Genomic DNA, 21,634 nt, shown 5'->3' on the forward strand with positions numbered 1-21,634 from the left:
CCCGGCAGGGGTCGGGCATGAGTCGTCCTTCCGGATGCGGTGACCAACGACACGGCGCCCCACCCTATGGCGGCGGCCCCGCCCGTGGGGGGCGCCGGGCCGGGTGCGTGATTGGATGGGGCGGTGACTGGTGACCTGATCCCCGGCGCCCCGGGCGCCCCCGCCCCCTCGACCGTGGACGCGGATCTGGTGGTCAGCCTCGACGGGGTGGGCGTCACGCGCTCCGGCACCGCGCTGGTGCACGACGTCGACTGGCGGGTCGAGCTGGACGAACGGTGGGTGCTGCTCGGCCCGAACGGCGCCGGCAAGACCACCCTGCTCAACCTGGCCGCCGGCCGGCTGCACCCGAGCAGCGGCGTCGCGCACGTGCTCGGCGAGCGCATCGGCCGCACCGACGTCAACGAGCTGCGGACCCGGATCGGCCTCTCCACCGCCACCCTCGCCGAGCGGATCCCCGCCGAGGAGCGGGTCGTCGACGTGGTCGTGACCGCCGCCTGGTCGGTGGTCGGCCGCTGGCGGGAGAGCTACGACCGCACCGACGAGGCGCGCGCCGCCGCGCTGCTGAGCCAGCTCGGCGTCGGCCACCTCGCCGACCGCGCCTACGGCACGCTCTCCGAGGGCGAGCGCAAGCGCGTGCAGATCGCCCGCGCGCTGATGACCGACCCGGAGTTGCTGCTGCTGGACGAGCCCGCCGCCGGGCTCGACCTGGGCGGGCGGGAGGACCTGGTCGCCCGGCTCGCCGAGCTGGCGTACGACCCGGACGCGCCGGCCATGGTGCTGGTCACCCACCACGTCGAGGAGATCCCGCCGGGCTTCACGCACGCCTTGCTGCTGCGCGAGGGCACGGTGGTGGCGCAGGGTCTGCTCGCCGACGTGCTCACCGCCGACAACCTGTCGAAGACCTTCGGCCTGCCGCTGGTCGTCTCGCGGTCCGGCGACCGCTGGACCGCGCGCGCCGCCTGAGCGGACGGGACCCCGTCGTGCAGCAGACCCGGATCGCCGTCGTCGGCAGCGCCAACATGGACCTGGTCGGCACCGCCGCCGCGCTGCCCCGGCCGGGCGAGACCGTGCTCGGCAGCGAGTTCGTCATGCTGCCCGGCGGAAAGGGCGCCAACCAGGCGGTCGCCGCCGTGCGCGCCGGCGCGTCCTGCGTCTTCCTGGGCGCGATCGGGTCGGACGCGTTCGGGGTCACCCTCCGGGCCCGGATGACCGCGGCCGGCGTGGACACCGGTCACCTGCGGGTGATGTACGGCCCGTCCGGCGTCGCCCTGGTCATGGTCGGCGGCGCGGGGGAGAACGCCATCCTGGTCACCCCCGGCGCGAACGAGGCGTTCACCGCGCCGACCGAGGACGAGCTGACCGCCGTACGCGAGGCGGACGTGCTGGTCGCGCAGCTCGAGGTGCCGGTCGAGACGGTGACCGAGGCGGCGCTCGCGGCCCGTGCCGCCGGCACCCGGGTGGTGCTCAACGCGGCGCCGGCCCGGCCGCTGCCGGCCGACCTGCTGGCCGCGACCGACCTGCTGGTGGTCAACGAGCCCGAGGCGCAGGCGCTGACCGGGCACGGCCGGGACGCGCCGGCCGCGCTGCTCGACCTGGTGCCCCGGGCGGTGCTCACGCTCGGCGGCGACGGCGCGTGGTACGTCGACCGGGACCGCCCGGCGGTGCACGTGCCGGCGGTGCCGGTGGAGGTGGTCGACTCCACCGCCGCCGGGGACGCGTTCACGGCCGCGCTCGCCGTCGCCTGGGGCGAGGGACGGGACCTCGCCGAGGCGGTGCGGTGGGCCGCCGCGGCCGGGGCGGCCTGTGTCCGCAAGCTCGGCGCCTCGGTGGCGCTGCCGCACCGCGCGGAGATCGACGCGCTGTTCGCCGGGTGTTAACAAGGGCCCCTTCCACTACCGGAGGCGTTAAGAGGGGGCCCTTCCTTACGCACCCTCGGAGCGCTCGCCGCGCCGGCGCAGCATGCCGAGCCCGGGGATGCCGGCCACCGCGAGCTTGAGGTCACGGGTGACGTCGAGCAGGTCGTGCAGGTCCGGGCCGACCCGGTCCAGCGTGGCCAGGATCGGCAGCACGTCCGAGGTGAGGTGCTCCTTGAGCTTCGGCAGCTCGTCGACCAGCCGGATCGCGGCGGTCACCTCCTCCGGGCTGAGCTGCTCCACGAAGCGGGCCGCCATCGGCGCCGCGCGGCGCAGCGTCGACTCGTACGCCCCGAGCAGCTCGGTCGCGGTGCCGGCGGCCTGCTCGGCGGTGGCCACCGTGCCGGCCGCCCGGCCCGCCACCGCGTCCGCCTCGGCCACCACGACGGCCGCCGCCCGGGCCACCCGGTCGGCCTCGCCCACCACGGTCGCGGCCGCGGCCGAGACCCGCTCGGCCTCGCCGACCACCACGGCGGCCGCGGCGGCCACCTCGGTCGCGGTGTCGATCGCCACGGTCGCGGCGGCGCTGATGACGCCCACCTCGCGCACCGCGGCCTCGGCGTCGGTGAGCACCCGGTCGGTCCGGTCGAGCGTCCCCTCGATCCGGTCGACCACGCCGTTGATCCGGCGCACCAGCGCCTCCACCTCGTCGAGCACGGCGAAGGCGCGGGCGGGTACGGCGGCGAACGCGGCAGCCGAACCGAGCGCCTGGTCGAGGGCGGAGCGGGTGAGGCCGACGACGGCGCCGGGCCGGGGAAGTGGGATCGCCATGCCGACCAGTGTGCGTCGCCCCGGCCAGTCACGCCGGGTGAGGACGGGCGGCGCACGTCACGCCGGCTCTCCCGGTCGGGGGCCCGGACGCGTAGGGTGCCGGCATGCCCGACCCCGGCCCGGCTCCGCGGCGTCTCCTCGCGTTCGGCGCGGTCGCGCTGCTCGCCGTCGTCCTCGGCGCTCTGCTGCTGGTCCGTGCGGACGCCGGCCTGGACACCCGGCGGGCGACCGTCGCCGGGGTGCCGCTCACCGAGGTCCGGGCGGCCGGCGGGGGCGACGGTCCCCGGCCCGGGGTGGTGATCGCGCACGGGTTCGCCGGCTCGGCCCGGCTGATGCGGCCGCTGGCCGACTCGGTGGCCCGGCACGGCGGGGTCGCCGTGCTGCTCGATTTCTCCGGGCACGGCGCCAACCCGTCCCGGCTGCCCGGCGCGGGTCGGGACGACCAGCGGGCGCGGGCGCTCCTGCGGCACGACCTGGACGTCGCCGTCGGGTGGCTGCGGAGCCGGCCGGGCGTGGATCCGGATCGGGTCGTCCTGGTCGGACACTCGATGGGGGCCGGCGCGGTCACCCGTTACGCGGTCGACCACCCGGAACTCGCCCGCACCGTGGCGATCTCGCTGCCTGACGCCGGGGACGTGCCGGCGGGCTGGTCGGGCAACCTGACGCTGGTCGTCGGCGGGCTGGAGTTCCCCGACTTCCGCCGCGCCGCCGACCAGGCGGCACGCGGCGGCCCGCCGGGATCGCGGCAGCGGGTGGTGGCGCCCGGCACCGAGCACATCTCGGTGCTCTTCGCGCCGCGCACCCACGCCGCGGTGGTGGCCGCGATCCCCGGCCGTCCGGGTGGCCCGCCACCCGCGCCGCTGACCCGTCTGGCCGGCGCCGGCCTGCTCCTGCTCGGCCTGGGGCTGGGCTTCGTGCCGCTGGCCGCGGTGCTGCTGCGCCGCCCGCCGGACCCGGTGACCGCCGGCCCGCCCGAGACGGTCGCGCCCAGGGCTGCCGGCCCGCCCGCCCCGGTCGGGCCCGGGGCCGCCCGCCCGGGCGCCGCGTGGCCGGGTCGGTGGCTCGTCGTGGCGGTGGGGGCGGCCGGGCTCGGCGCGGTGCTCGCCGCCCCGCTGCCGACCGCCCGGCTGCCGCTCGCGGTGGGTGGGCATGTCGCCGTGTTCCTGCTGCTCACCGGCGGGCTGCTGACGGCCGCGCACCGCTGGTCGCGTCCGGCGGCGCCCGGGGTCACCGTCCGGGCGGGGCGAGCCGTCGGGGTGGCCGCGGCGCTCGTCGGGTACGCGGTGCTCGCCGTCGCGCTGCCGCTGCACCTCGGGTTCACCTCGGCCACGCCGGTCGGCGCCCGCTGGTGGCTGCTGCCCGTGGTGCTGCTCTGCTGCCTGGCCTTCCTGCTCGGCGCCGAGCTGGTCGCCGACGGCCGGGGCGGCCGGTACGCGGTGGTCGGCGGGCTCGGCGTGGTGGTCCTGGCCGCGGCCGCGGTGACCGGCCTGGCCCCCGGGTTCGTGCTGCTGGTGGTGCCGCTCTTCGCGGCGCTGGTCGCCTGGCAGGTGGCCTGGGCGGGGGTGCTGCGCCGGCGGGGCGCGCCGTGGTGGCTGCCGCCGCTGGTCGGCGCGGTGCTGCTGGCCTGGCCGATCGCCACCACGCTGCCGCTTGCCTGAGCCGGGGCGGGACCGCCCGCCCCGGCCCGCCCGCTCAGCGCACGCCCTCGAAGACCACCTGCGGGTCGGTCCGCGCCGGGGTGCCCCAGACCGCGTCCTCGTAGGCCGCGTCGCCGGCCAGGTGGCGCAGGAACCACTCGGTGAGCAGCCGTCGGGTCAGCTGGAGCTGGACCGTCCGGCTGATCGAGCCGCTGTCGCAGAAGAGCGAGCCGCTGTCCATGAAGCCGCAGTGCGAGCCGCCCCTGACGGTCCGGAGCTGCTTGGTCGGTGGCTTGGCGGCGTAGATCGGGCGCTGGTGGTCGGCCGGTGGCGCGATGCCGTCGCGTTCGCCGGCGATCAGCTGCACCGGGACGGTGACGCCGGCCGCGGCCGACACGGCGGAGGGGTTGGTCTCGGCGGCGGCCAGGTTCGCCACCGTCACGACGCGCGGGTTGCGGGCGGCGGCCAGGATGCTCGCCCCGCCGCCCATGGAGTGCCCGGACAGGCCCAGCCGGTCGACGGCGACGTGCCCGGCGAACCGGGAACCGGCCGTGGTGTCCTGGGCCACGGTCCAGGTCAGGGCCGCGTTCAGGTCGTCGGCGAAGGCGCTGTGGTTGGGCGACAGGCCGCCCTGCGAGGTCGGGGCGACGACGATGAACCCCCAGGTCGACAGGTGGGACAGCGTCGAGGAGTACTTCGACACCGACTGGAGGAAGCCGTGGCCGAACGCGATCGCCGGGAACCGGCCGGCGGCGACCGGCTGACCCTTGCCGGCGGCGGTGGCCGGGTAGGTGATCCGGGCCGAGAAGGAGCGGCCGGACGCGCTGACGGTGGCGTCGACGTAGCCGGCCGCGTACGGGCCGGGCGCGGACGGGTCGGCCGACGCCGCGCCGGCGGCGTGGACGCCACTCGCCGGCAGCGTCAGGCTGAGCGCCGCCGCGACCGCGACGGTGAGTCTCCGCAACATGGCACCCTCCTGCTGAGCGATGGACATGAATGTCCACTCAGGAGAGCAGGGTCGGCGGCCGGGGGTAACACCCCGGTTGGTCAATAACCGCTGTGTTATGACCGGGCGACCCGCAACGCCCACCAGATCAGCGGCGCCTGCATCGGCACCCGGCCGTAGGCGATCGCCCGCTGCGCCGGCCGGCGTCGGCGCCAGTCCCAGGCCATCTGCGCGTTCGCCGGCAGCACCGCGGCGAACAGGGCCGCCGCGGCCAGCCCGCCGCGCCGCCGGGTCGCCGGATGCGCCACCGCCGCCGCCACGGCCAGCTCGGCCACCCCGGAGGCGTACGTCCAGAAGCGGGCCGGCCCGGGCAGGGCGCGCGGCACGATCGGGTCGTAGAAGCCGGGGCGGGCGAAGTGCGTGACGCCCGCGGCGGCGAGCAGCCCGGCGAGCGCGACTGCTTCGCCGCGACGGTGGGTCATCGTCGGTCTCCCTGCTGTTCGACGGCGCGCTGCACGGCCCGGTAGATCTGCCCGAACCGTAACGCGTCCGGCGTACGCACCAGCATCGACTCCCGGCCGTGGTGCTGCACCCACAGCTCGTGCACCCGGTTGCCCCGCTCGTAGGAACGGTCCAGCCAGCCGAGCGGCACCTCCAGGAACGGGGTGAGCGCCAGCCCGCCGACCACGAACGCGGCCAGGATGATCAGCGCCAGCTGCCACTCGCCCCGGTCCTGCGCCGCCCACGCCAGCGAGAGCACGCAGACCAGCGCCACCAACGGGGGCAGCGAGAGCAGCAGGACCAGCACCCCGCGCCCGAGCACCCGGCCCCGGACCGCCAGCGTGGTCGCGCCGCGGGCGTGCCAGACGTACGTGACGTCGGCGAGCGCGATCACCTGGCCCCCCGCGTGGATGGCCTCCGAGGTGACCTGTACCGCGTCGTCCCGGTAATAGAGGGTCATAAATCAGCGTAACCATCTGTGCGCCACCCGTGCCGCTGCGTGTTCCGCCGGTCGTCGTGCCGCCGGTCGCCGTTGCTCGCCACTTCGGCGAAGTGGTCAGGTCCGCACTCGTGATCGACTCCATCTCGGCGAAGTGGCGGTATCGAAGCGTGTCCGGTCACGCCACCTCGGCGAAGTGGAGGGGATCAAGAAGGAGGGTGGCCTGGTCAGGAGGTGAGTCGTTCGTGCCATCAGCTCGAAAGGCACCGCGTACAGCCTCAGCGGGCGAGCGGGCAGGATCTTCGAGACGCTAGCGTGCCGGGCATGACGGATCGGGACGAGCGGGCGCGCAACGTCGAGGTGGTCCGGCGTTACCTGCGCACGTTCGTCACCAAGGACCTCGCCGAGTTGGCCGAGGTGGTGCACGAGGACGTGGAGGTCTACGGGTCCGGCACCCGCGTGCGCGGCCGGCGGTATGCCGAGGCGGCCGTCTCCTCGCCCGGCCTGACCGTGCTCGACCAGGAGATCCTGGAGATCTTCGCGGCGGAGGACCGGGTGGTGGTGTCGATGGCGCAGACCTACCGGCGGGACGCCACCGGGGCGACCACGGTGCAGAGCGCCTGCAAGATGTACCGGCTGGCCGGTGGGCGGATCGTGCAGTTCTGGGGCGAGCAGGACACCTACGGTCTGCTGCGCGGTCTCGGGCTGCTGCCGGACGAGCCGATCACGTTCTGACCGGGAGCGGTCCGGCCGGGAGCGGTCCGGCCGGGGCCGGCGGGCACGTGCTCCATGGCCCGCTGCACCGCCCGGTAGATCTGCCCGAAGCGCAGCGCGTCGCCGGTGCGCAGCAGTCGCACCGGGCGGCCGTGCCAGCGGGCCCACATCTCCAGTTGGCGGCTGCCCCGCACGTACGAGCGGTCCAGGTGTTCGAAGAGCACGTCCGCGAGCGGGCCGACGGCGAGGCCGACCAGCACCGAGGCGCCGACGATCGCGATGGTCACGGCGGGGGAGCGGTGCAGCCAGACGGCCAGCCCGATGCCGAGCAGGGCGGCCACCAGCGGGCCGGCGAGCGCGGCGCCGATCGCGCCCCGCCCGGCGAGCACCCGCCACGAGCGGTCGCCCCGCCGGTGCCACACCATGGTCAGCTCGGCCAGCGGGTAGCTGCGCCCGTCCACCCGTACCGTCGTGGACGTGACCTGGACCGACCGGTCGTCGTAGTAGGTGATCATGGCCTCACTCCCGGTGGCCGGCGACCCGGAGCCGTCGACACCACACTGTCTACCCCAACGATCCGGGTCGTAAGGTTGGCACGCTACTTCGACGCGGAAGTGAGGGCAGCGTGGGCGAGTTCGTCAGGCTGGAAGTGAAGGACGGCATCGGCACCATCCGGCTGGAGCGGCCGCCGATGAACGCGCTCAACACCCAGGTGCAGGAGGAGTTGCGCGCCGCCGCCGCGGCGGCCACCGCCGACGCCGAGGTCCGCGCCGTCATCGTGTACGGCGGGGAGAAGGTCTTCGCCGCCGGCGCGGACATCAAGGAGATGGCGGACATGTCCTACGTGGACATGGCCGAGCGGGCCGCCGACCTGTCCAGCGCGCTGGGCGCGATCGCCCGGATCCCCAAGCCGGTCGTCGCCGCGATCACCGGGTACGCGCTCGGCGGCGGCTGCGAGCTGGCGCTGGCCTGCGACTGGCGGATCGTCGCCGAGGACGCGAAGCTCGGCCAGCCGGAGATCAAGCTCGGCATCATCCCGGGCGCCGGTGGCACCCAGCGGCTGGCCCGGCTGGTCGGCCCGGCCCGCGCCAAGGATCTGATCATGACCGGGCGGATGGTCGACGCCGAGGAGGCGCTGCGCATCGGCCTGGCCGACCGGGTGGTCCCGGCCGCCGAGGTCTACGACGCCGCGGTGGCGTACGTGAAGCCGTTCCTGACCGGCCCGGTGCAGGCGCTGCGGGCGGCGAAGGCGGCGGTCGACGGCGGTCTGGACATGGACCTCACCTCCGGCCTGGCCTGGGAGAGCCAGCTCTTCGCGGCGTTGTTCGCCACCGACGACCGGCGCGAGGGCATGGCGGCGTTCGTGGAGAAGCGCAAGCCGGGCTTCACCGGCCGCTGACGCGAGAGCTGTTCACATCCACGCTACCGGCCAGTAGCGTGTGACTCCGGTCGGGCGACGAAGGGGAGTGGCATGACGGAACACCTCGAGGGGCACGGCGGCGAGCTGGCGCTCGCGGCGTTGCGCGCGCACGGCGTACGGGAGATGTTCACGCTCTCCGGCGGGCACGTCTTCCCGCTCTACGACGCCGCGCACAAGGCGGGTTTCCCCCTCTACGACGTCCGGCACGAGCAGTCCGCCGTGTTCGCCGCCGAGGCGGTGGCCAAGCTCCAGCGCCGCCCCGGCCTGGCCGTGCTCACCGCCGGTCCCGGCGTCACCAACGGCGTCTCCGGGCTGACCAGCGCGTTCTTCAACGCCTCACCGGTGCTGGTGATGGGTGGGCGCGCGCCGCAGTTCCGCTGGGGCTCCGGCAGCCTCCAGGAGATGGACCACCTGCCGCTGGTCGCCCCGGTGACCAAGCACGCCGAGACGGTGTTCAGCGTCGACGACATCCCGCGGGCCGTCTCCGCGGCGCTGACCACCGCGCTCACCCCGCACCGTGGCCCGGTCTTCCTGGACTTCCCGTTGGAGGCGGTCTTCTCGGTCGGCGACGCCGAGCTGCCGGCGGTCACCGCGCCGGCGCCGATCGAGCCCGACCCGGACGAGGTGGCCCGGGCGGCCGGCCTGATCGCCGGCGCGTCCCGGCCGGTGATCATCGCCGGTTCGGACGTGTACGCCGGGGACGCCGTCGAGGCGCTGCGTGCCGCCGCCGAGTCCCTCCAGGTGCCGGTGTTCACCAACGGCATGGGTCGGGGCGCGCTGCCGCCGACGCACCCGCTCGCCTTCGCCAAGGCCCGCCGGGTCGCGCTCAAGGGCGCCGACGTGGTCGTCGTGGTCGGCACGCCGCTGGACTTCCGGCTCTCCTTCGGCGACTTCGGCGACGCCACGGTGGTGCACGTGGTGGACGCGCCCAGCCAGCGCGCCGGGCACGTACAGCCGGCCGCCGCGCCCGCCGGCGACCTGCGGCTGATCCTCGGCGCGTTCGCCGACCACACCGGCGAGAGGGCCGACCACGCCGACTGGATCGCCGAGCTGCGCACCGCCGAGGACGCGGCGAAGGCCCGCGACGGCGAGGAGATGGCCGCCGAGACCGACCCGATCCGGCCGGCCCGGATCTACGGCGAGCTGCGCAAGGTGCTCGCCCCGGACGCCATCACCATCGGCGACGGCGGCGACTTCGTCTCGTACGCGGGCAGGTACCTGGAGCCCGCCCAGCCCGGCACGTGGCTCGACCCCGGCCCGTACGGCTGCCTCGGCACCGGCATGGGCTACGCGATGGGCGCCCGGGTCAGCCACCCGGACCGGCAGATCTGCGTGCTGATGGGCGACGGCGCGGCCGGCTTCTCGCTGATGGACGTGGAGTCGCTGGTCCGGCAGAAGCTGCCGGTGGTGATCGTGGTCGGCAACAACGGCATCTGGGGCCTGGAGAAGCACCCGATGCGGGCCATGTACGGCTACGACGTCGCCGCCGACCTCCAGCCGGGGCTGCGCTACGACAAGGTGGTCGAGGCGCTGGGCGGCGCGGGCGAGACGGTGGAGAAGGCCGCCGACCTCGGGCCGGCGCTGGGCCGCGCGTTCGACGCCGGCGTGCCGTACCTGGTCAACGTGCTGACCGACCCGACGGACGCGTACCCCCGCTCGTCGAACCTGGCCTGAACGCGACGGCCGCTCGCCGGGTGACCGGCGGGCGGCCCGCCCGCCTCAGACCTCCGGGCGGTCCCGGTCGTCCGGCCGGTCGCGCAGCTCCTGCTCGCGGCGGCGCAGGTCCTCCTCCCAAGTGCGGAGGCGTTCCTGGTCCTCGTCGCGGGAGCGCTTGTCGAGCGAGGCGAGGAAGTCGGGGTCGTCGTCCGGCGCGAGCGGGCGGCGGGCCGGGGCGGCCGGACTCCCGGAACCGAGGACGCCGGCCGACCCGGCCGGGCGCTCGCGGCCGGCGACGAACCAGGCGATCGACCCGACCAGCGGGAAGAAGAGGATCACCAGCACCCACACCGTCCGGGGCAGCGCCTTGACCTGCCCGTCCTCGGCGGAGAGGCAGCTGATCAGCGCGCAGACGGCGAGCACGATCTGGGCCAGGAAGAGCAGCACGTAGAGGCGGGCCATGCCCCATGATGGCGCACCCGGGTGGGTCAGTGCACCCCACCGAGCACGTGGGCGACGCCGAGCAGCGCCAGCCCGGCCGCGCCGAGCGCGGTCAGCGGCACCGACCAGCGGGCGAGCCGGCGCGGCCCGGCGCCGGTGGCCCGACGCCAGTCCGCCAGCAGCACGGTCAGCCAGACCACGACCGCCGCGCCGGCCAGCGCCGCGTCGACGACCCGACCGGTGAACGCCGGACGGAGCTGGAGCAGCAGCACGGCGGTCAGCGTGAGCAGCGTCCGCCGCCAGGCCAGCCGGGTGCGTTCCGGCTGAAGCCCGGGATCCCGGGTCCCGGCGCGGGCGGTCATGAGGCTCCCCGCAGCAGCACCGCGACCACCAGGGCCAGCGCGCCGAGCGCGACGATCAGGGCGAGCACGGCCGGGAAGCGGGAGGCCGGCAGCTCCTCGCCCAGTCGCATGGCCCGTTCGGTGCGGGCCCAGTGGTCCACCGCCCGGATCGACACGGTCGCGCCGAGCAGCAGCAACGCGACGGCGAGGATCTCCCGCAGGTGGACCAGCGGCAGCGGCGGGAGGAACTGGGCGGCGGCCAGCCCGCCGGCGACCAGCGCCAGCCCGGTCCGCAGCCAGGCCAGGAACGTCCGCTCGTTGGCCAGCGAGAAACGGTAGTCCGGCGGGCTGCCGACCGAGCGCAGCTCACGCGGGTCGAACCAGCGCCTGATCGACTCCCACACGCCGCCGATTATCCGCTTTGCCCCACGCCTAGCCTGAGGGGATGACCGATCTTGACGCGCGCGGTCTGCGCGACGCCTACGACAGCCAGATCCGCCCGGAGCTGCCCGACCCGATGCCGGCCGGGGTGACCGTGGACCGGGACGGGCCGCTGTTCCGTGTCCTCGGCCTGGACCAGCGCGGCTTCATCACCTACCGGACGCTGGACGGCCTGGTCGGCGCCGAGCTGGACGCGCTGATCGCGCGCCAGGTCGAGTTCTTCCGCGCCCGGGGCGAGGCGGTCGAGTGGAAGCTCGCCGGCCACGACGAGCCGGCCGACCTCGCCGACCGGTTGCGCGCCGCCGGCTTCGTCCCGGAGGACCTGGAGACCGTCGTGGTCGGCCCGGTGGCGCCGCTCGCCGCCGCCGTCCCGGTGCTCCCCGAGGGGGTACGCCTGCGCGAGGTCACCGGCCGGGCCGACCTGGAGCGGATCGCCGCCATGGAGGAGGAGGTCTGGCACGACGACCGCAGCCACCTGGTCCACGCGCTGGCCCGGGAGATCGAGGCCGACCCGCAGTCGATCACGATCGTGGTGGCCGAGGCGGGCGAGACGGTGGTCAGCGCCGGCTGGATCCGCTACCAGGCGGGCACCGGGTTCGCCAGCCTCTGGGGCGGCTCGACGTTGCCGCAGTGGCGGAAGAAGGGCATCTACCGGGCGCTCGTCGCGTACCGGGCGCGGCTGGCGCAGCAGCGCGGCAAGACGCTGGTGCAGGTGGACTGCTCCCCGGACAGCCGACCCATCCTGGAGCGGCTCGGGCTCGTTGCGGTCACCACCACCACGCCCTACGTCTACACTCCGTGATCATGGACCGGTTGACGGCGGACGAGCAGCTCACCCTGAAGACCGGCGCGTTCGGCGCCGTCTTCCTGGTCTCCAACGCCGTGCCCGGGGTGCTGGCCATGGTGCGGGAGAGCATCGCCGCCTCCGGCGCGTTGGCCGACGTTGACGGCGTGGTCAAGGAGGCGTTGACCACCGGGCCGCTGCCGCAGCTGCCCCGGGACTCCGCGTTGGAGATCGAGTCCGTGGTGCTGCCCGCGCTGGGCCGGGCGGTGGAGATCCTGCGGGCCAAGTCGCCGGGGGACGTCGAGGCGTACCGGTCGGTGGTGCTGGCCGCGGCGGACCGGGTGGCCGAGGCGCACCGGGGGGTCGAGCCGGCCGAGGCCGCGGCCATCGACAAGATCAGGCGGGCGCTGGCCGAGCCGGTCTGAGGGACCGATTCGCGCGCGGTGAGCTGCGTCACTCCGGGCCCCCGGGGTGGCGATGCTACTTGCGGGTAACATTGGCCCGTGGGCAAGTGCACAGCACCCTGCGGTTGACCGACCGTTAAGTCACGCGGGAGGCTGCGCCCGTGACCGGGCGAGTGATCGCTACACCAAACAGGAGGGTCGTCGAAGCGCGATGAACATCGTCGTACTCGTCAAGCAGGTGCCCGATTCGGGCGCGGACCGCAACCTGCGTTCAGACGACAACACCGTCGACCGCGGTTCGGCGAACAACGTCATCAACGAGATGGACGAGTACGCCATCGAGGAGGCGTTGAAGATCAAGGAGGCGCACGGCGGCGAGGTCACCATCCTGACCATGGGTCCGGACCGGGCGACCGAGTCGATCCGCAAGGCGCTCTCCATGGGGCCGGACAAGGCCGTCCACGTCGTCGACGACGCGCTGCACGGCTCCTGCGCCGTGGCCACCTCGAAGGTGCTCGCGGCCGCCCTCGGGCAGCTCAACGCCGACCTGGTCATCTGCGGCGCCGAGTCGACCGACGGTCGGGTCCAGGTCATGCCGCACATGATCGCCGAGCGGCTGGGCGTCGCCGCCCTCACCGGTGCGCGCAAGCTCACCGTCGACGGCTCGACCCTGACCGCCGAGCGGCAGACCGAGGAGGGCTACGAGGTGGTCACCGCCTCGACCCCGGCCGTCGTGTCGGTCTGGGACACCATCAACGAGCCGCGCTACCCGTCCTTCAAGGGCATCATGGCCGCCAAGAAGAAGCCGGTGCAGACGCTCTCCCTGGGCGACCTGGGCGTGGCCCCGGCCGAGGTGGGCTTCGACGGCGCCACCAGCGCCGTGGTCGAGCACTCGAAGCGCCCGCCGCGCTCCGGCGGCGAGAAGATCACCGACGAGGGCGAGGGCGGCGTCAAGCTGGTCGAGTTCCTCGCCACCGAGAAGTTCGTGTGAGAGGTCTGGACATGTCTGAGGTTCTCGTCGTCGTCGAAGCCACCAAGGAATTCGGCGTCAAGAAGGTCACCCTGGAGATGCTCACCCTCGCCCGCGAGCTGGGCACGCCGAGCGCGGTCGTGCTCGGCGGCGCCGGCGCCGCCGAGGCGCTGAGCGCCAAGCTGGGCGAGTACGGCGCGGAGAAGATCTACGCGGCCGAGGGCGAGGAGATCGACGGCTTCCTGGTGGCGCCGAAGGCCACCGTGGTCGCCGAGCTGGTCAAGCGCGTGCAGCCGGCCGCCGTCCTGCTCGCCTCGTCGCAGGAGGGCAAGGAGATCGCCGCCCGCCTCGCGGTCAAGCTGGACAACGGCATCCTGACCGACGTGGTCGCGCTGGACGCCGACGGCACCGCGACCCAGGTCGCGTTCGCCGGCTCCACCATCGTCAAGTCCAAGGTCACCAAGGGCCTGCCGCTGGTCACCGTCCGGCCCAACTCGCTCAACCCGACCCCGGCCGCGGCCACCCCGGCCGTCGAGCAGCTCACCGTGTCGGTCACCGACGCGGACAAGCTGGCCAAGGTCGTCGAGCGGGTCGCCGAGCAGAAGGGCTCCCGCCCGGAGCTGACCGAGGCGTCGGTGGTCGTCTCCGGCGGTCGCGGCGTCGGCAACGCCGACAACTTCAAGCTGGTCGAGGAGCTGGCCGACCTGCTCGGCGGCGCGGTCGGCGCGTCCCGCGCGGCGGTCGACTCCGGCTTCTACCCGCACCAGTTCCAGGTCGGCCAGACCGGCAAGACCGTCTCCCCGCAGCTCTACGTCGCGCTCGGCATCTCCGGCGCGATCCAGCACCGGGCCGGCATGCAGACCTCGAAGACCATCGTCGCGGTGAACAAGGACGCCGAGGCGCCGATCTTCGAGCTGGCCGACTACGGCGTGGTCGGTGACCTGTTCAAGATCGTGCCGCAGGCCGCCGAGGAGATCCGCAAGCGTAAGTGACCCCTGGTCACGAACGAAGGCCGCCGCCCGGTGCACCGGGCGGCGGCCTTCTTCTTTCGGGAGCTGATCGGCGGGCCGGGGAGCTGAGCCGGCCCGCCGATCAGCCCGTCAGGGTGCCCCTCACCAGGCTGTCGCCGGAGTGGCGGGTGTTGTTGTCGTACTGCTCGGCGCTGATGTCGACCACCGAGTAGGTGCGCAGGTCGACGTTCGGAGGGATGGGCAGCAGCGCGTCCCCCGATCCGTTGCTCAGCGTACCCACCGAGAACATCTCCATCGTCCGGGGATCGATCAGCCAGACCTCGTAGTACCCCGGAACGTTCGGGAGATTCGCCACGTGCAGGTGCAACTGGTTGTCGCCGAGCACCCGGGCGTCGCCGGAGGCGTCCTTCGGGGTCGCCCCGAACGCGGCCAGCGGCGCGCTGGCCAGCACCGTCGGCTGCGGCGTGGGTTCGTCGCCGCCGGTGCCGAGCACCGCGACCGTGCCCGCCACACCGATCACCGCGGCGGCGGTGGCGGTGACCGCGGTGGTCGCCCAGCCCGGCCAGCCCCGCCCCCGACGCCGACGCGCCGTGGTGACCGGACGCTCCTGCACCGCGACCTGCTCGCCGGCGCGCGGCGGACGCCGGTCGGCCAACGTGGGCAGCTCGTCGGCGGCCCGGATCTCCGCGACGATGCCCTGCCAGACGTGCTCCGGCGGGTCGGGCAGGTCGGTCAGGCCCTGGGTGCCGGCGCCCAGCCCGGCGACGTGCTGGAGCGTCTCCAGCTCCCCCCGGCAGTGCCCGCAGGTGTCGAGATGGGTGGCTTCACCGTCGGCCGCCTCGCTCTCACCGAGCGCCAGAAAGACCAGCCGGTCGTGGTCCAGGTGCTGCACCGTCCACCTCCCATCTGCGCTTCAGGCTCTGCATGCCGCGCCGGATATGGCTCTTGACCGTGCCGAGCGGCACTCCGGTCACGGTCGCGATCTGCTGGTGTGTCAGGTCGTCGTAGAACGCCAGCTCCAGCATCCGACGCTGCTCGTCGGGGAGCCGGGCCAGCTCGTCGGCGACCACCAGCCGGTCGACCACCGTGTCGGGGTCGGGGCCGGTGGAGACCGGCTCGGGCAGTTGCCTGACGGTCTCGACCACCCGGGTCTCCCGGGCCGAGGCCCGGATCCGGTCGATCACCTTGCGCCGCCCGATGCCGAGCAGCCAGCCGATGAGTGATCCCTTCGCCGGGTCGAACGTCTCCCGGCCGAGCCAGGCGGCCACGAAGGTCGCCTGCGTCACGTCCTCGGCGTCGCTCCGGTTGACCAGCGTCGTGGTGGCCAGGTGCAGCACCGCTCGGCCGTACCGGTCGTACGCCTCTCGCAGGGCGGCCTCGTCGCCGTCGCGGAACCGCGTCGCGAGGTCGTCCTCGCCGGGCGGTTCGGGGCCCTGCCTCGCCGCCGTCACCGGGCGGCTCGCCTTCCGTGGGGCATGCCCGACTGTAACTCCCACAGTCACCGCCCCACGCTCCCGGTCTGTCCGTCACGACGCTGGTCACCTTCTCTTCGTCGCCGAGGGGGTCGACGGATGCGTCCGGGAGGAAGAAAAGAAATCGGATCCGGGGCGCATCCGGGGGTGCGGGAGCCGGCGTAACCCGTTCTGCAAGCCAGGCCTGACGAATCAGCACCAACTACCAGGAGGCAGACAATGCAGCTCGCCATGTTCCGTCGGGTCGCCGCGGGCGGCGCGGTGGCCGCCCTCACCTTCGCCGGTGTCGGCGCCGCCACCATGAGCCCGGCCTACGCCGCCTCGTCGAAGGTCTCCGTGGTGCACGGCATCCCGGACACCCCGGTCGACGTGTACGTCAACGGCAAGAAGACGCTGGACAACTTCAAGCCCGGCGACGTGGCCGGCCCGCTGACCCTGCCCGAGGGGGAGTACGACATCGCCCTGACCAAGCCCGGTGAGGCGATCGACAAGGCGATCCTCAAGGTCGACGACGCCGAGGTGCCGGGCGGGGCGAACATCAGCCTCGCCGCCCACCTGAGCGCCGACGGCAAGCCGCAGATCACCCCGTTCGTCAACGACGTGTCCAAGGTGGGCGCCGGCAAGGCCCGGCTGATCGTCCGGCACACCGCCGCCGCGCCGGCCGTCGACGTGCGGGCCGGTGGCAAGCCGGTCTTCGAGGGCCTGACCAACCCCAAGGAGGCTAAGGCCGACGTGGCCGCCGGCTCCGTGAAGGCGGACGTGGTGCTCGCCGGCACCGACACCGTCGCCATCGGCCCGGCCGACCTGAACCTCAAGGAGGGCACCGCCACCATCGTCTACGCGATCGGCTCCGCCGACGCCAAGAACCTGGACCTGGTCGCGCAGACCATCAGCGGTCTGCACTCGGCGCCGGGCGGCGTGCCCAGCGGCACCGGCGGTCAGGCCGGCACCGGCGTGGACACCTGGTGGTACGTGCTGGCCGGCGCCGGCGTGCTGCTGCTGGTCGGCGGCGGGGCGCGGGTGGCCACCGCCCGGGCCGGTCGCCGGTGACGGTGCGCAACCGCGGGGCGCTGGCGGCGATGGCCGCCGGCGCCGCCGCGCTCTCCGTCGCGGCCCTGGTGGCCTGCGGTTCGCAGCCCGCCGAGGACGTCGGGGCCGACGAGGCGGCGACCCTGGCCAGCTCCACGCCCGCCCCGTCGGCGACGCCCACGACGGCCGGGGACGCGTCGGTGCCGGTGAACGCGGGCACCCTCCCGGCGGACGGCGCGACAGTGCCCCCGGTCCGGCTGAGCATCCCGCCGATCAAGGTCACCGCCACGGTGAACCCGGTCGGCATCAACGACCGCACGAACGAGTTCGAGGTGCCGCCGAGCGTGGACCAGGTCGGCTGGTACCGCTACGGCCCGGGCCTGGAGGCCGGTGCCGGTTCGGTGGTCATCGCCGGGCACGTGGACAGCGCCGAGCAGGGCAAGGGAGCGTTCTTCCGGCTGCGTGAGCTGGACCGGGGAGACACGCTCACCGCCACCGGCTCGGACGGCGAGGAGCGCCGCTACCGGGTGGTGGCCCGGGAGGAGTACACGAAGACGAAGATCCCGCTGGACCGGTACTTCGCCCGGGACGGCAAGCCGCGCCTGACGTTGATCACCTGCGGCGGTCCGTTCGACCCGAAGACCCGCCACTACCGGGACAACATCGTCGTCACCGCGGTTCCCGCATGACGGACCGGACCACCCGTCCCACCGCCGTGCGGGACGGGTGGTCCGGCCCCCGGTGGCGCGCCCACCGGCCGTTAGGCTGAACGGTGATGGCATACCTGGATCACGCGGCGACGACCCCGATGCTCGACGAGGCACTCGAGGCGTACGTCGCCACCGCCCGCGAGGTGGGCAACGCGTCGTCGCTGCACGCGGCGGGCCGCCGCGCCCGACGGCGGGTGGAGGAGTCCCGGGAGCGGGTGGCCGCCGCGCTCGGCGCCCGCCCCTCCGAGGTGATCTTCACCGGCGGCGGCACGGAGAGCGACAACCTCGCCGTGAAGGGCATCTTCTGGGCCCGGCGGGCCGACCGGGCCGAGCGGGTCCGGGTGGTCTCCAGCGCGGTCGAGCACCACGCCGTGCTCGACGCGGTCGACTGGCTGGTCGCGCACGAGGGCGCGCAGGTCGGTTGGCTGCCGGTGGACGCGGCCGGGCGGCTCGACCCGGAGCGGCTCGGGGCCGAGCTGGCCGAGCACGGCGACCGCGTGGCGGTGGTCACGGCGATGTGGGCGAACAACGAGGTGGGCACCGTCCAGCCGGTGGCCGAGCTGGCCGCGGTCGCCGCCGCTCGCGGCGTGCCGTTCCACACCGACGCGATCCAGGCGGTCGGGCAGGTCCCGGTCGACTTCGCCGCGAGCGGCGTGTCCGCGCTCACCGTGACCGGGCACAAGCTGGGCGGTCCGGCCGGCGTCGGCGCGCTGCTGCTGGCCCGCGACGTCGCCGCCACCCCGCTGCTGCACGGCGGCGGCCAGGAGCGCGACGTGCGCTCCGGCACCCTGGACACGGCCGGCATCGTCGCGTTCGCGGTCGCCGTCGAGGCCGCGGTCAAGAACCAGCAGGAGTACGCGGCCCGGATCGCCGCGCTTCGCGACGAGCTGGTCGAGCGGGTCCGCCGGGCGGTCCCCGAGGTGGTCTTCAACGGCGACCCGGCCGACCGGCTCCCCGGCAACGCGCACTTCTCCTTCCCCGGATGCGAGGGCGACGCGTTGCTGCTGCTCCTCGACGCCCAGGGCATCGCCTGCTCGACCGGGTCGGCCTGCTCGGCCGGCGTGGCCCAGCCCTCGCACGTGCTGCTGGCCATGGGCGCCGACGACGACCGGGCCCGGTCCTCGCTGCGGTTCACGCTGGGGCACACCAGCACCGGCGCCGACGTCGACGCGCTGATCGCCGCGCTGCCGGCCGCCGTGGAGCGGGCCCGCCGCGCGGCCGCCCTCCGTACGCCCCGTTGACCCGGATACCCTCGGTGAGGACGAGGGGAGTGGGCTGGTGAGGGTTCTGGCGGCGATGTCGGGCGGAGTGGACTCCGCCGTGGCGGCGGCGCGGGCGGTGGAGGCCGGGCACGACGTGACCGGGGTGCACCTGGCGCTGGCCCGCAACCCGCAGACCTACCGCACCGGCGCGCGGGGGTGCTGCACGCTGGAGGACTCCCGGGACGCCCGGCGGGCCGCCGACGTGCTGGGCATTCCGTTCTACGTGTGGGACATGGCGGACCGGTTCCACGACGACGTGGTCGACGACTTCGTCGCCGAGTACGCGGCCGGCCGTACCCCGAACCCGTGTCTGCGCTGCAACGAGAAGATCAAGTTCGCCGCGGTGCTGGACCGGGCCGTGGCCCTGGGCTTCGACGCCGTGGTCACCGGCCACCACGCCCGGCTGGGCCCGGACGGACTGCTGCGGCGCAGCGTCGACGCGGCCAAGGACCAGTCGTACGTCCTCGCGGTGCTGACCCGCGCGCAGCTCGACCGGTCGATCTTCCCGCTGGGCGACTCGACCAAGGCCGAGGTCCGCGCGGAGGCGGCCCGGCGCGGCCTCGCCGTCGCCGACAAGCCGGACTCGCACGACATCTGCTTCATCGCCGACGGTGACACCCGCGGCTTCCTGGCCGAGCGGCTGGGCGAGGCCCCCGGTCAGGTCGTGGACGCGCTCACCGGCGCGGTGGTGGGCAGCCACAGCGGCGCCTACCAGTACACCGTCGGACAGCGGCGCGGGCTGCACCTGGACCGGCCGGCGCCGGACGGCCGGCCGCGCTACGTGCTCTCCATCACCCCGACGACCAACACGGTGACCGTCGGCCCGGCCGAGGCGCTGGAGGTCTCCTCGGTGCGTGCCCTGCGGCCGGTCTGGACCGGCGGGCCGCGCCCGGACGGGCCGATCGAGTGTGAGGTGCAGTTGCGGGCGCACGGCGACGTGGTCCCGGCCGCCGTCTCGGTGGACGCCGACGGCCTGCGCGCGTCGCTGCGTCGCCCGGTCCGCGGGGTCGCCGCCGGTCAGGCCATCGTGGCCTACCGGCCGGACCCGGCCGGCGACGTGGTCCTCGGCTCCGCCACCATCACCGCCTGACCGCGGTCCCTGGTCGGCGGGTCCCCGGCGGCGGGTCCCTGGCCGCGTGGGTCCTGGCCGCCGGACCCTGGCCGCGTGGGTCCTGGCCGCCGGACCCTGGCCGCGTGGACCCGGCCGCGACGGGCCGGGCCAGCCGGGGGCGGGGAGCGCGCCCCCGGAACTGGCCGTCGAGGTTGACGCCCGCCGCCGTGCCGGTCTGCTCCGCCCAGGTCGCCCAGGTCGCCCAGGTCGCCCAGGTCGCCCAGGTCGCCCAGGTCGCCCAGGTCGCCCAGGTCGCCCAGGTCGCCCAGGTCGCCCAGGTCGCCCAGGTCGCCCAGGTCGCCCAGGTCGCCCAGGTCGCCCAGGTCGCCCAGGTCGCCCAGGTCGCCCAGGTCGCCCAGGTCGCTCCGGCAGGCCGTCGGCGTGCCCGACGGTTGCCTTTCGAGCTGATAGCGCAGACGACTCAACCGCCGCGCGGGCCCGCTGAGTCGTTCCCGATATCAGCTCGAAAGCGTGCTCCGAGCGACCATCCACCGCCGGTCCCGCGCGAACGGGGGCGGGCAGTGCCCGCGTCGATGTGTGGGGACGGTGCGTCCACGGGCGGCGTGACCGGTGCGGGCTGCCAGGTCGTGCCGTCGTGGCGGGCGAGGGGGCGTCGGCCCCGGGCCCGCGTCCCCCCGCGCCCGGCCGGAGGCAGCGGATAGGCTGCGGCGGTGACTGAGCAGGCGTGGCCCTGGCCCACCGGCGCGGCGACCGGGATCGGGTCGCTGCCCGGCACCGACATCGCCGAGGCGCAGCGGATCGTGCTCGGTGAGCTGCCGGCACTGCCGCACCTGCCGGAGCTGCCCGCCCGGGGCCCCGGCGCGGACCTGCTCGGGCGCACCGCCGGCCTGCTGGTCGAGCTTCCGGTCGAGCTGTACGCGGCCCGCTGGCGGATCGCCCCGCGCCCCGGCCGCGACCTGCGCCGGGCCCGGGACCTGATGGAACGCGACCTCGACCAGCTCGCCGAGCAGGCCGAGGAGTACGCCGGTCCGGTCAAGGTCCAGGCCGCCGGCCCGTTCACCCTGGCCGCCGCGCTGGAGCTGCCGATCGGTGGCCGGCTGCTGCGCGACCCCGGCGCGGTACGCGACCTCGCCGGCTCGCTGGGCGAGGGGCTGCGGGGGCACGTCGCGGCGGTGGCCCGGCGGCTGCCCCGCGCCTCGGTGCTGCTCCAGCTCGACGAGCCGTCCCTGCCGGCGGTGCTGGCCGGCCGCGTGCCCACCGAGAGCGGGCTCGGCACCCACCGTCCGGTGGAGGGCGAGGTGGCCCGGGCGCTGCTGGGTGGCGTGATCGAGGCGGCCGGGGCGCCCACGCTGGTGCACTGCTGCGCGCCGGACGTGCCGCTGGAGCTGATCCGCTCCGCCGGGGCGGTCGGCGTCGCCCTCGACCTGTCGCTGCTCACCGACCTGGACCCGCTCGGCGAGGCGATCGACGCCGGGCTCGGGCTGCTGGCCGGCGCCGCGCCGACGCTGCCGCCGGCCGGTGGGCGGGCACCCACGTCCGCCGAGGTGGCCGCCCGGGTCCGCCGGGTCTGGGACCAGCTCGGCTTCCCCCGTCGCCGGCTCGCCGAGCAGGTGGTGGTCACCCCGGCGTGCGGCCTGGCCGGCGCCAGCCCGGCGTACGCCCGCGCGGTGCTGGCCGCCTGCCGGGACGCCGGGCGGCGGCTCGCCGAGGAGTGACGTTTCCCGTCGTACCCCGGGGGCA

Annotated in this window: 26 protein-coding genes; 15 read left to right on the top strand and 11 right to left on the bottom strand. The window is 74.9% G+C overall.

Going from position 1 to position 21,634, the window contains the following annotated elements; genetic code table 11:
• Positions 1-123 precede the first annotated feature (123 nt).
• Both ACN27B_RS16225 and ACN27B_RS16230 read left to right on the top strand, forming a co-directional pair.
• Positions 124-963, top strand: coding sequence for an ABC transporter ATP-binding protein (locus tag ACN27B_RS16225; RefSeq protein ID WP_091580776.1), 840 nt, complete (start codon positions 124-126; stop codon positions 961-963).
• Between the two features lie 17 nt (positions 964-980).
• Entirely contained in the window at positions 981-1,877 is an 897-nt protein-coding gene (locus ACN27B_RS16230; protein ID WP_422745793.1) for a ribokinase, read from the top strand.
• Between the two features lie 45 nt (positions 1,878-1,922).
• On the opposite strand, the gene ACN27B_RS16235 is transcribed toward ACN27B_RS16230, so the two are convergent.
• Positions 1,923-2,684: a hypothetical protein gene (locus ACN27B_RS16235; RefSeq protein WP_422745795.1), complete on the bottom strand. Its 762-nt coding sequence runs from the start codon at positions 2,682-2,684 to the stop codon at positions 1,923-1,925.
• A gap of 104 nt (positions 2,685-2,788) precedes the next feature.
• On the opposite strand from ACN27B_RS16235, the gene ACN27B_RS16240 reads away from it, so the two are divergent.
• Positions 2,789-4,342: an alpha/beta fold hydrolase gene (locus ACN27B_RS16240; RefSeq protein ID WP_422745796.1), complete on the top strand. Its 1,554-nt coding sequence runs from the start codon at positions 2,789-2,791 to the stop codon at positions 4,340-4,342.
• 34 nt (positions 4,343-4,376) lie between these two features.
• On the opposite strand, the gene ACN27B_RS16245 is transcribed toward ACN27B_RS16240, so the two are convergent.
• The 3 genes from ACN27B_RS16245 to ACN27B_RS16255 form a co-directional block, all read right to left on the bottom strand.
• Entirely contained in the window at positions 4,377-5,288 is a 912-nt protein-coding gene (locus tag ACN27B_RS16245) for an alpha/beta hydrolase family protein (RefSeq protein WP_099162226.1), read from the bottom strand.
• A 95-nt stretch (positions 5,289-5,383) separates the two neighbouring features.
• Positions 5,384-5,749, bottom strand: a complete 366-nt coding sequence (locus tag ACN27B_RS16250; protein ID WP_091580757.1) for a hypothetical protein — start codon at positions 5,747-5,749, stop codon at positions 5,384-5,386.
• A complete protein-coding gene (locus ACN27B_RS16255; RefSeq protein WP_422745797.1) occupies positions 5,746-6,228 on the bottom strand; it encodes a DUF6232 family protein in 483 nt (160 codons plus the stop codon). Before ACN27B_RS16255 ends, ACN27B_RS16250 begins: the two co-directional genes overlap by 4 nt.
• Positions 6,229-6,531: 303 nt before the next feature.
• On the opposite strand from ACN27B_RS16255, the gene ACN27B_RS16260 reads away from it, so the two are divergent.
• The gene (locus ACN27B_RS16260) at positions 6,532-6,942 is read left to right on the top strand and encodes a nuclear transport factor 2 family protein (RefSeq protein ID WP_099162225.1); all 411 of its coding nucleotides are present in this window, start codon (positions 6,532-6,534) and stop codon (positions 6,940-6,942) included.
• On the opposite strand, the gene ACN27B_RS16265 is transcribed toward ACN27B_RS16260, so the two are convergent.
• Entirely contained in the window at positions 6,888-7,436 is a 549-nt protein-coding gene (locus ACN27B_RS16265; RefSeq protein WP_422745800.1) for a DUF6232 family protein, read from the bottom strand. The genes ACN27B_RS16260 and ACN27B_RS16265 overlap by 55 nt on opposite strands.
• Positions 7,437-7,546: 110 nt before the next feature.
• Between ACN27B_RS16265 and ACN27B_RS16270 the strand changes: the two genes are divergently transcribed.
• Together ACN27B_RS16270 and ACN27B_RS16275 are read left to right on the top strand one after the other, a co-directional pair.
• Positions 7,547-8,320 (top strand): enoyl-CoA hydratase/isomerase family protein, encoded by a 774-nt coding sequence (locus ACN27B_RS16270; RefSeq protein ID WP_422745802.1) that lies wholly within the window; start codon positions 7,547-7,549, stop codon positions 8,318-8,320.
• A gap of 72 nt (positions 8,321-8,392) precedes the next feature.
• Positions 8,393-10,015 carry an acetolactate synthase gene (locus tag ACN27B_RS16275; protein ID WP_422745804.1) on the top strand — a complete coding sequence of 541 codons (1,623 nt, stop codon included), beginning with the start codon at positions 8,393-8,395 and terminating at the stop codon, positions 10,013-10,015.
• A 45-nt stretch (positions 10,016-10,060) separates the two neighbouring features.
• On the opposite strand, the gene ACN27B_RS16280 is transcribed toward ACN27B_RS16275, so the two are convergent.
• Genes ACN27B_RS16280 through ACN27B_RS16290 form a run of 3 tightly spaced genes read right to left on the bottom strand, consistent with a single transcriptional unit; the run spans position 10,061 to position 11,183 of the window.
• Positions 10,061-10,459, bottom strand: coding sequence for a PLD nuclease N-terminal domain-containing protein (locus tag ACN27B_RS16280; protein ID WP_099162221.1), 399 nt, complete (start codon positions 10,457-10,459; stop codon positions 10,061-10,063).
• Positions 10,460-10,485: 26 nt separating this feature from the next.
• Entirely contained in the window at positions 10,486-10,800 is a 315-nt protein-coding gene (locus ACN27B_RS16285; RefSeq protein ID WP_099162220.1) for a DUF202 domain-containing protein, read from the bottom strand.
• The gene (locus ACN27B_RS16290) at positions 10,797-11,183 is read right to left on the bottom strand and encodes a YidH family protein (protein ID WP_355526611.1); all 387 of its coding nucleotides are present in this window, start codon (positions 11,181-11,183) and stop codon (positions 10,797-10,799) included. Before ACN27B_RS16290 ends, ACN27B_RS16285 begins: the two co-directional genes overlap by 4 nt.
• A 41-nt stretch (positions 11,184-11,224) precedes the next feature.
• Here ACN27B_RS16290 and ACN27B_RS16295 point away from each other — a divergent pair, with 41 nt between their 5' ends.
• From ACN27B_RS16295 to ACN27B_RS16310, 4 genes are all read left to right on the top strand, one after another.
• Positions 11,225-12,022 (top strand): GNAT family N-acetyltransferase, encoded by a 798-nt coding sequence (locus ACN27B_RS16295; protein WP_099162218.1) that lies wholly within the window; start codon positions 11,225-11,227, stop codon positions 12,020-12,022.
• A gap of 2 nt (positions 12,023-12,024) precedes the next feature.
• A complete protein-coding gene (locus ACN27B_RS16300) occupies positions 12,025-12,429 on the top strand; it encodes a hypothetical protein (RefSeq protein WP_099164737.1) in 405 nt (134 codons plus the stop codon).
• Positions 12,430-12,619: 190 nt separating this feature from the next.
• On the top strand, positions 12,620-13,399 hold the full coding sequence (locus ACN27B_RS16305) for an electron transfer flavoprotein subunit beta/FixA family protein (protein ID WP_091580717.1): 780 nt from the start codon (positions 12,620-12,622) through the stop codon (positions 13,397-13,399).
• A gap of 11 nt (positions 13,400-13,410) precedes the next feature.
• Positions 13,411-14,370 (top strand): electron transfer flavoprotein subunit alpha/FixB family protein, encoded by a 960-nt coding sequence (locus ACN27B_RS16310; protein WP_091580710.1) that lies wholly within the window; start codon positions 13,411-13,413, stop codon positions 14,368-14,370.
• 100 nt (positions 14,371-14,470) lie between these two features.
• On the opposite strand, the gene ACN27B_RS16315 is transcribed toward ACN27B_RS16310, so the two are convergent.
• Both ACN27B_RS16315 and ACN27B_RS16320 read right to left on the bottom strand, forming a co-directional pair.
• A complete protein-coding gene (locus tag ACN27B_RS16315) occupies positions 14,471-15,241 on the bottom strand; it encodes an anti-sigma factor (RefSeq protein WP_422745808.1) in 771 nt (256 codons plus the stop codon).
• Entirely contained in the window at positions 15,195-15,800 is a 606-nt protein-coding gene (locus ACN27B_RS16320) for an RNA polymerase sigma factor (RefSeq protein WP_091580702.1), read from the bottom strand. Before ACN27B_RS16320 ends, ACN27B_RS16315 begins: the two co-directional genes overlap by 47 nt.
• A gap of 240 nt (positions 15,801-16,040) precedes the next feature.
• Between ACN27B_RS16320 and ACN27B_RS16325 the strand changes: the two genes are divergently transcribed.
• The 4 genes from ACN27B_RS16325 (at position 16,041) to mnmA (ending at position 19,912) form a co-directional block, all read left to right on the top strand.
• The gene (locus tag ACN27B_RS16325) at positions 16,041-16,871 is read left to right on the top strand and encodes a DUF4397 domain-containing protein (protein WP_091580697.1); all 831 of its coding nucleotides are present in this window, start codon (positions 16,041-16,043) and stop codon (positions 16,869-16,871) included.
• The gene (locus ACN27B_RS16330) at positions 16,868-17,539 is read left to right on the top strand and encodes a class F sortase (protein WP_099162215.1); all 672 of its coding nucleotides are present in this window, start codon (positions 16,868-16,870) and stop codon (positions 17,537-17,539) included. The genes ACN27B_RS16325 and ACN27B_RS16330 overlap by 4 nt, the downstream gene beginning before the upstream one ends.
• Positions 17,540-17,625: 86 nt before the next feature.
• Entirely contained in the window at positions 17,626-18,801 is a 1,176-nt protein-coding gene (locus ACN27B_RS16335) for a cysteine desulfurase family protein (protein WP_091580688.1), read from the top strand.
• Positions 18,802-18,838: 37 nt separating this feature from the next.
• Positions 18,839-19,912, top strand: a complete 1,074-nt coding sequence (gene mnmA, locus ACN27B_RS16340; protein ID WP_216642363.1) for a tRNA 2-thiouridine(34) synthase MnmA — start codon at positions 18,839-18,841, stop codon at positions 19,910-19,912.
• Here the strand turns inward: mnmA and ACN27B_RS16345 are convergent.
• Entirely contained in the window at positions 19,855-20,358 is a 504-nt protein-coding gene (locus tag ACN27B_RS16345) for a hypothetical protein (RefSeq protein WP_422740930.1), read from the bottom strand. The genes mnmA and ACN27B_RS16345 overlap by 58 nt on opposite strands.
• Before the next feature lie 246 nt (positions 20,359-20,604).
• Between ACN27B_RS16345 and ACN27B_RS16350 the strand changes: the two genes are divergently transcribed.
• Positions 20,605-21,609: a methionine synthase gene (locus ACN27B_RS16350; protein WP_099162213.1), complete on the top strand. Its 1,005-nt coding sequence runs from the start codon at positions 20,605-20,607 to the stop codon at positions 21,607-21,609.
• Positions 21,610-21,634: the final 25 nt, after the last annotated feature.

It is taken from the genome of Micromonospora sp. WMMD754, from assembly GCF_049315235.1.
In the GTDB taxonomy this organism is placed as follows: Bacteria; Actinomycetota; Actinomycetes; order Mycobacteriales; family Micromonosporaceae; genus Micromonospora; species Micromonospora sediminicola.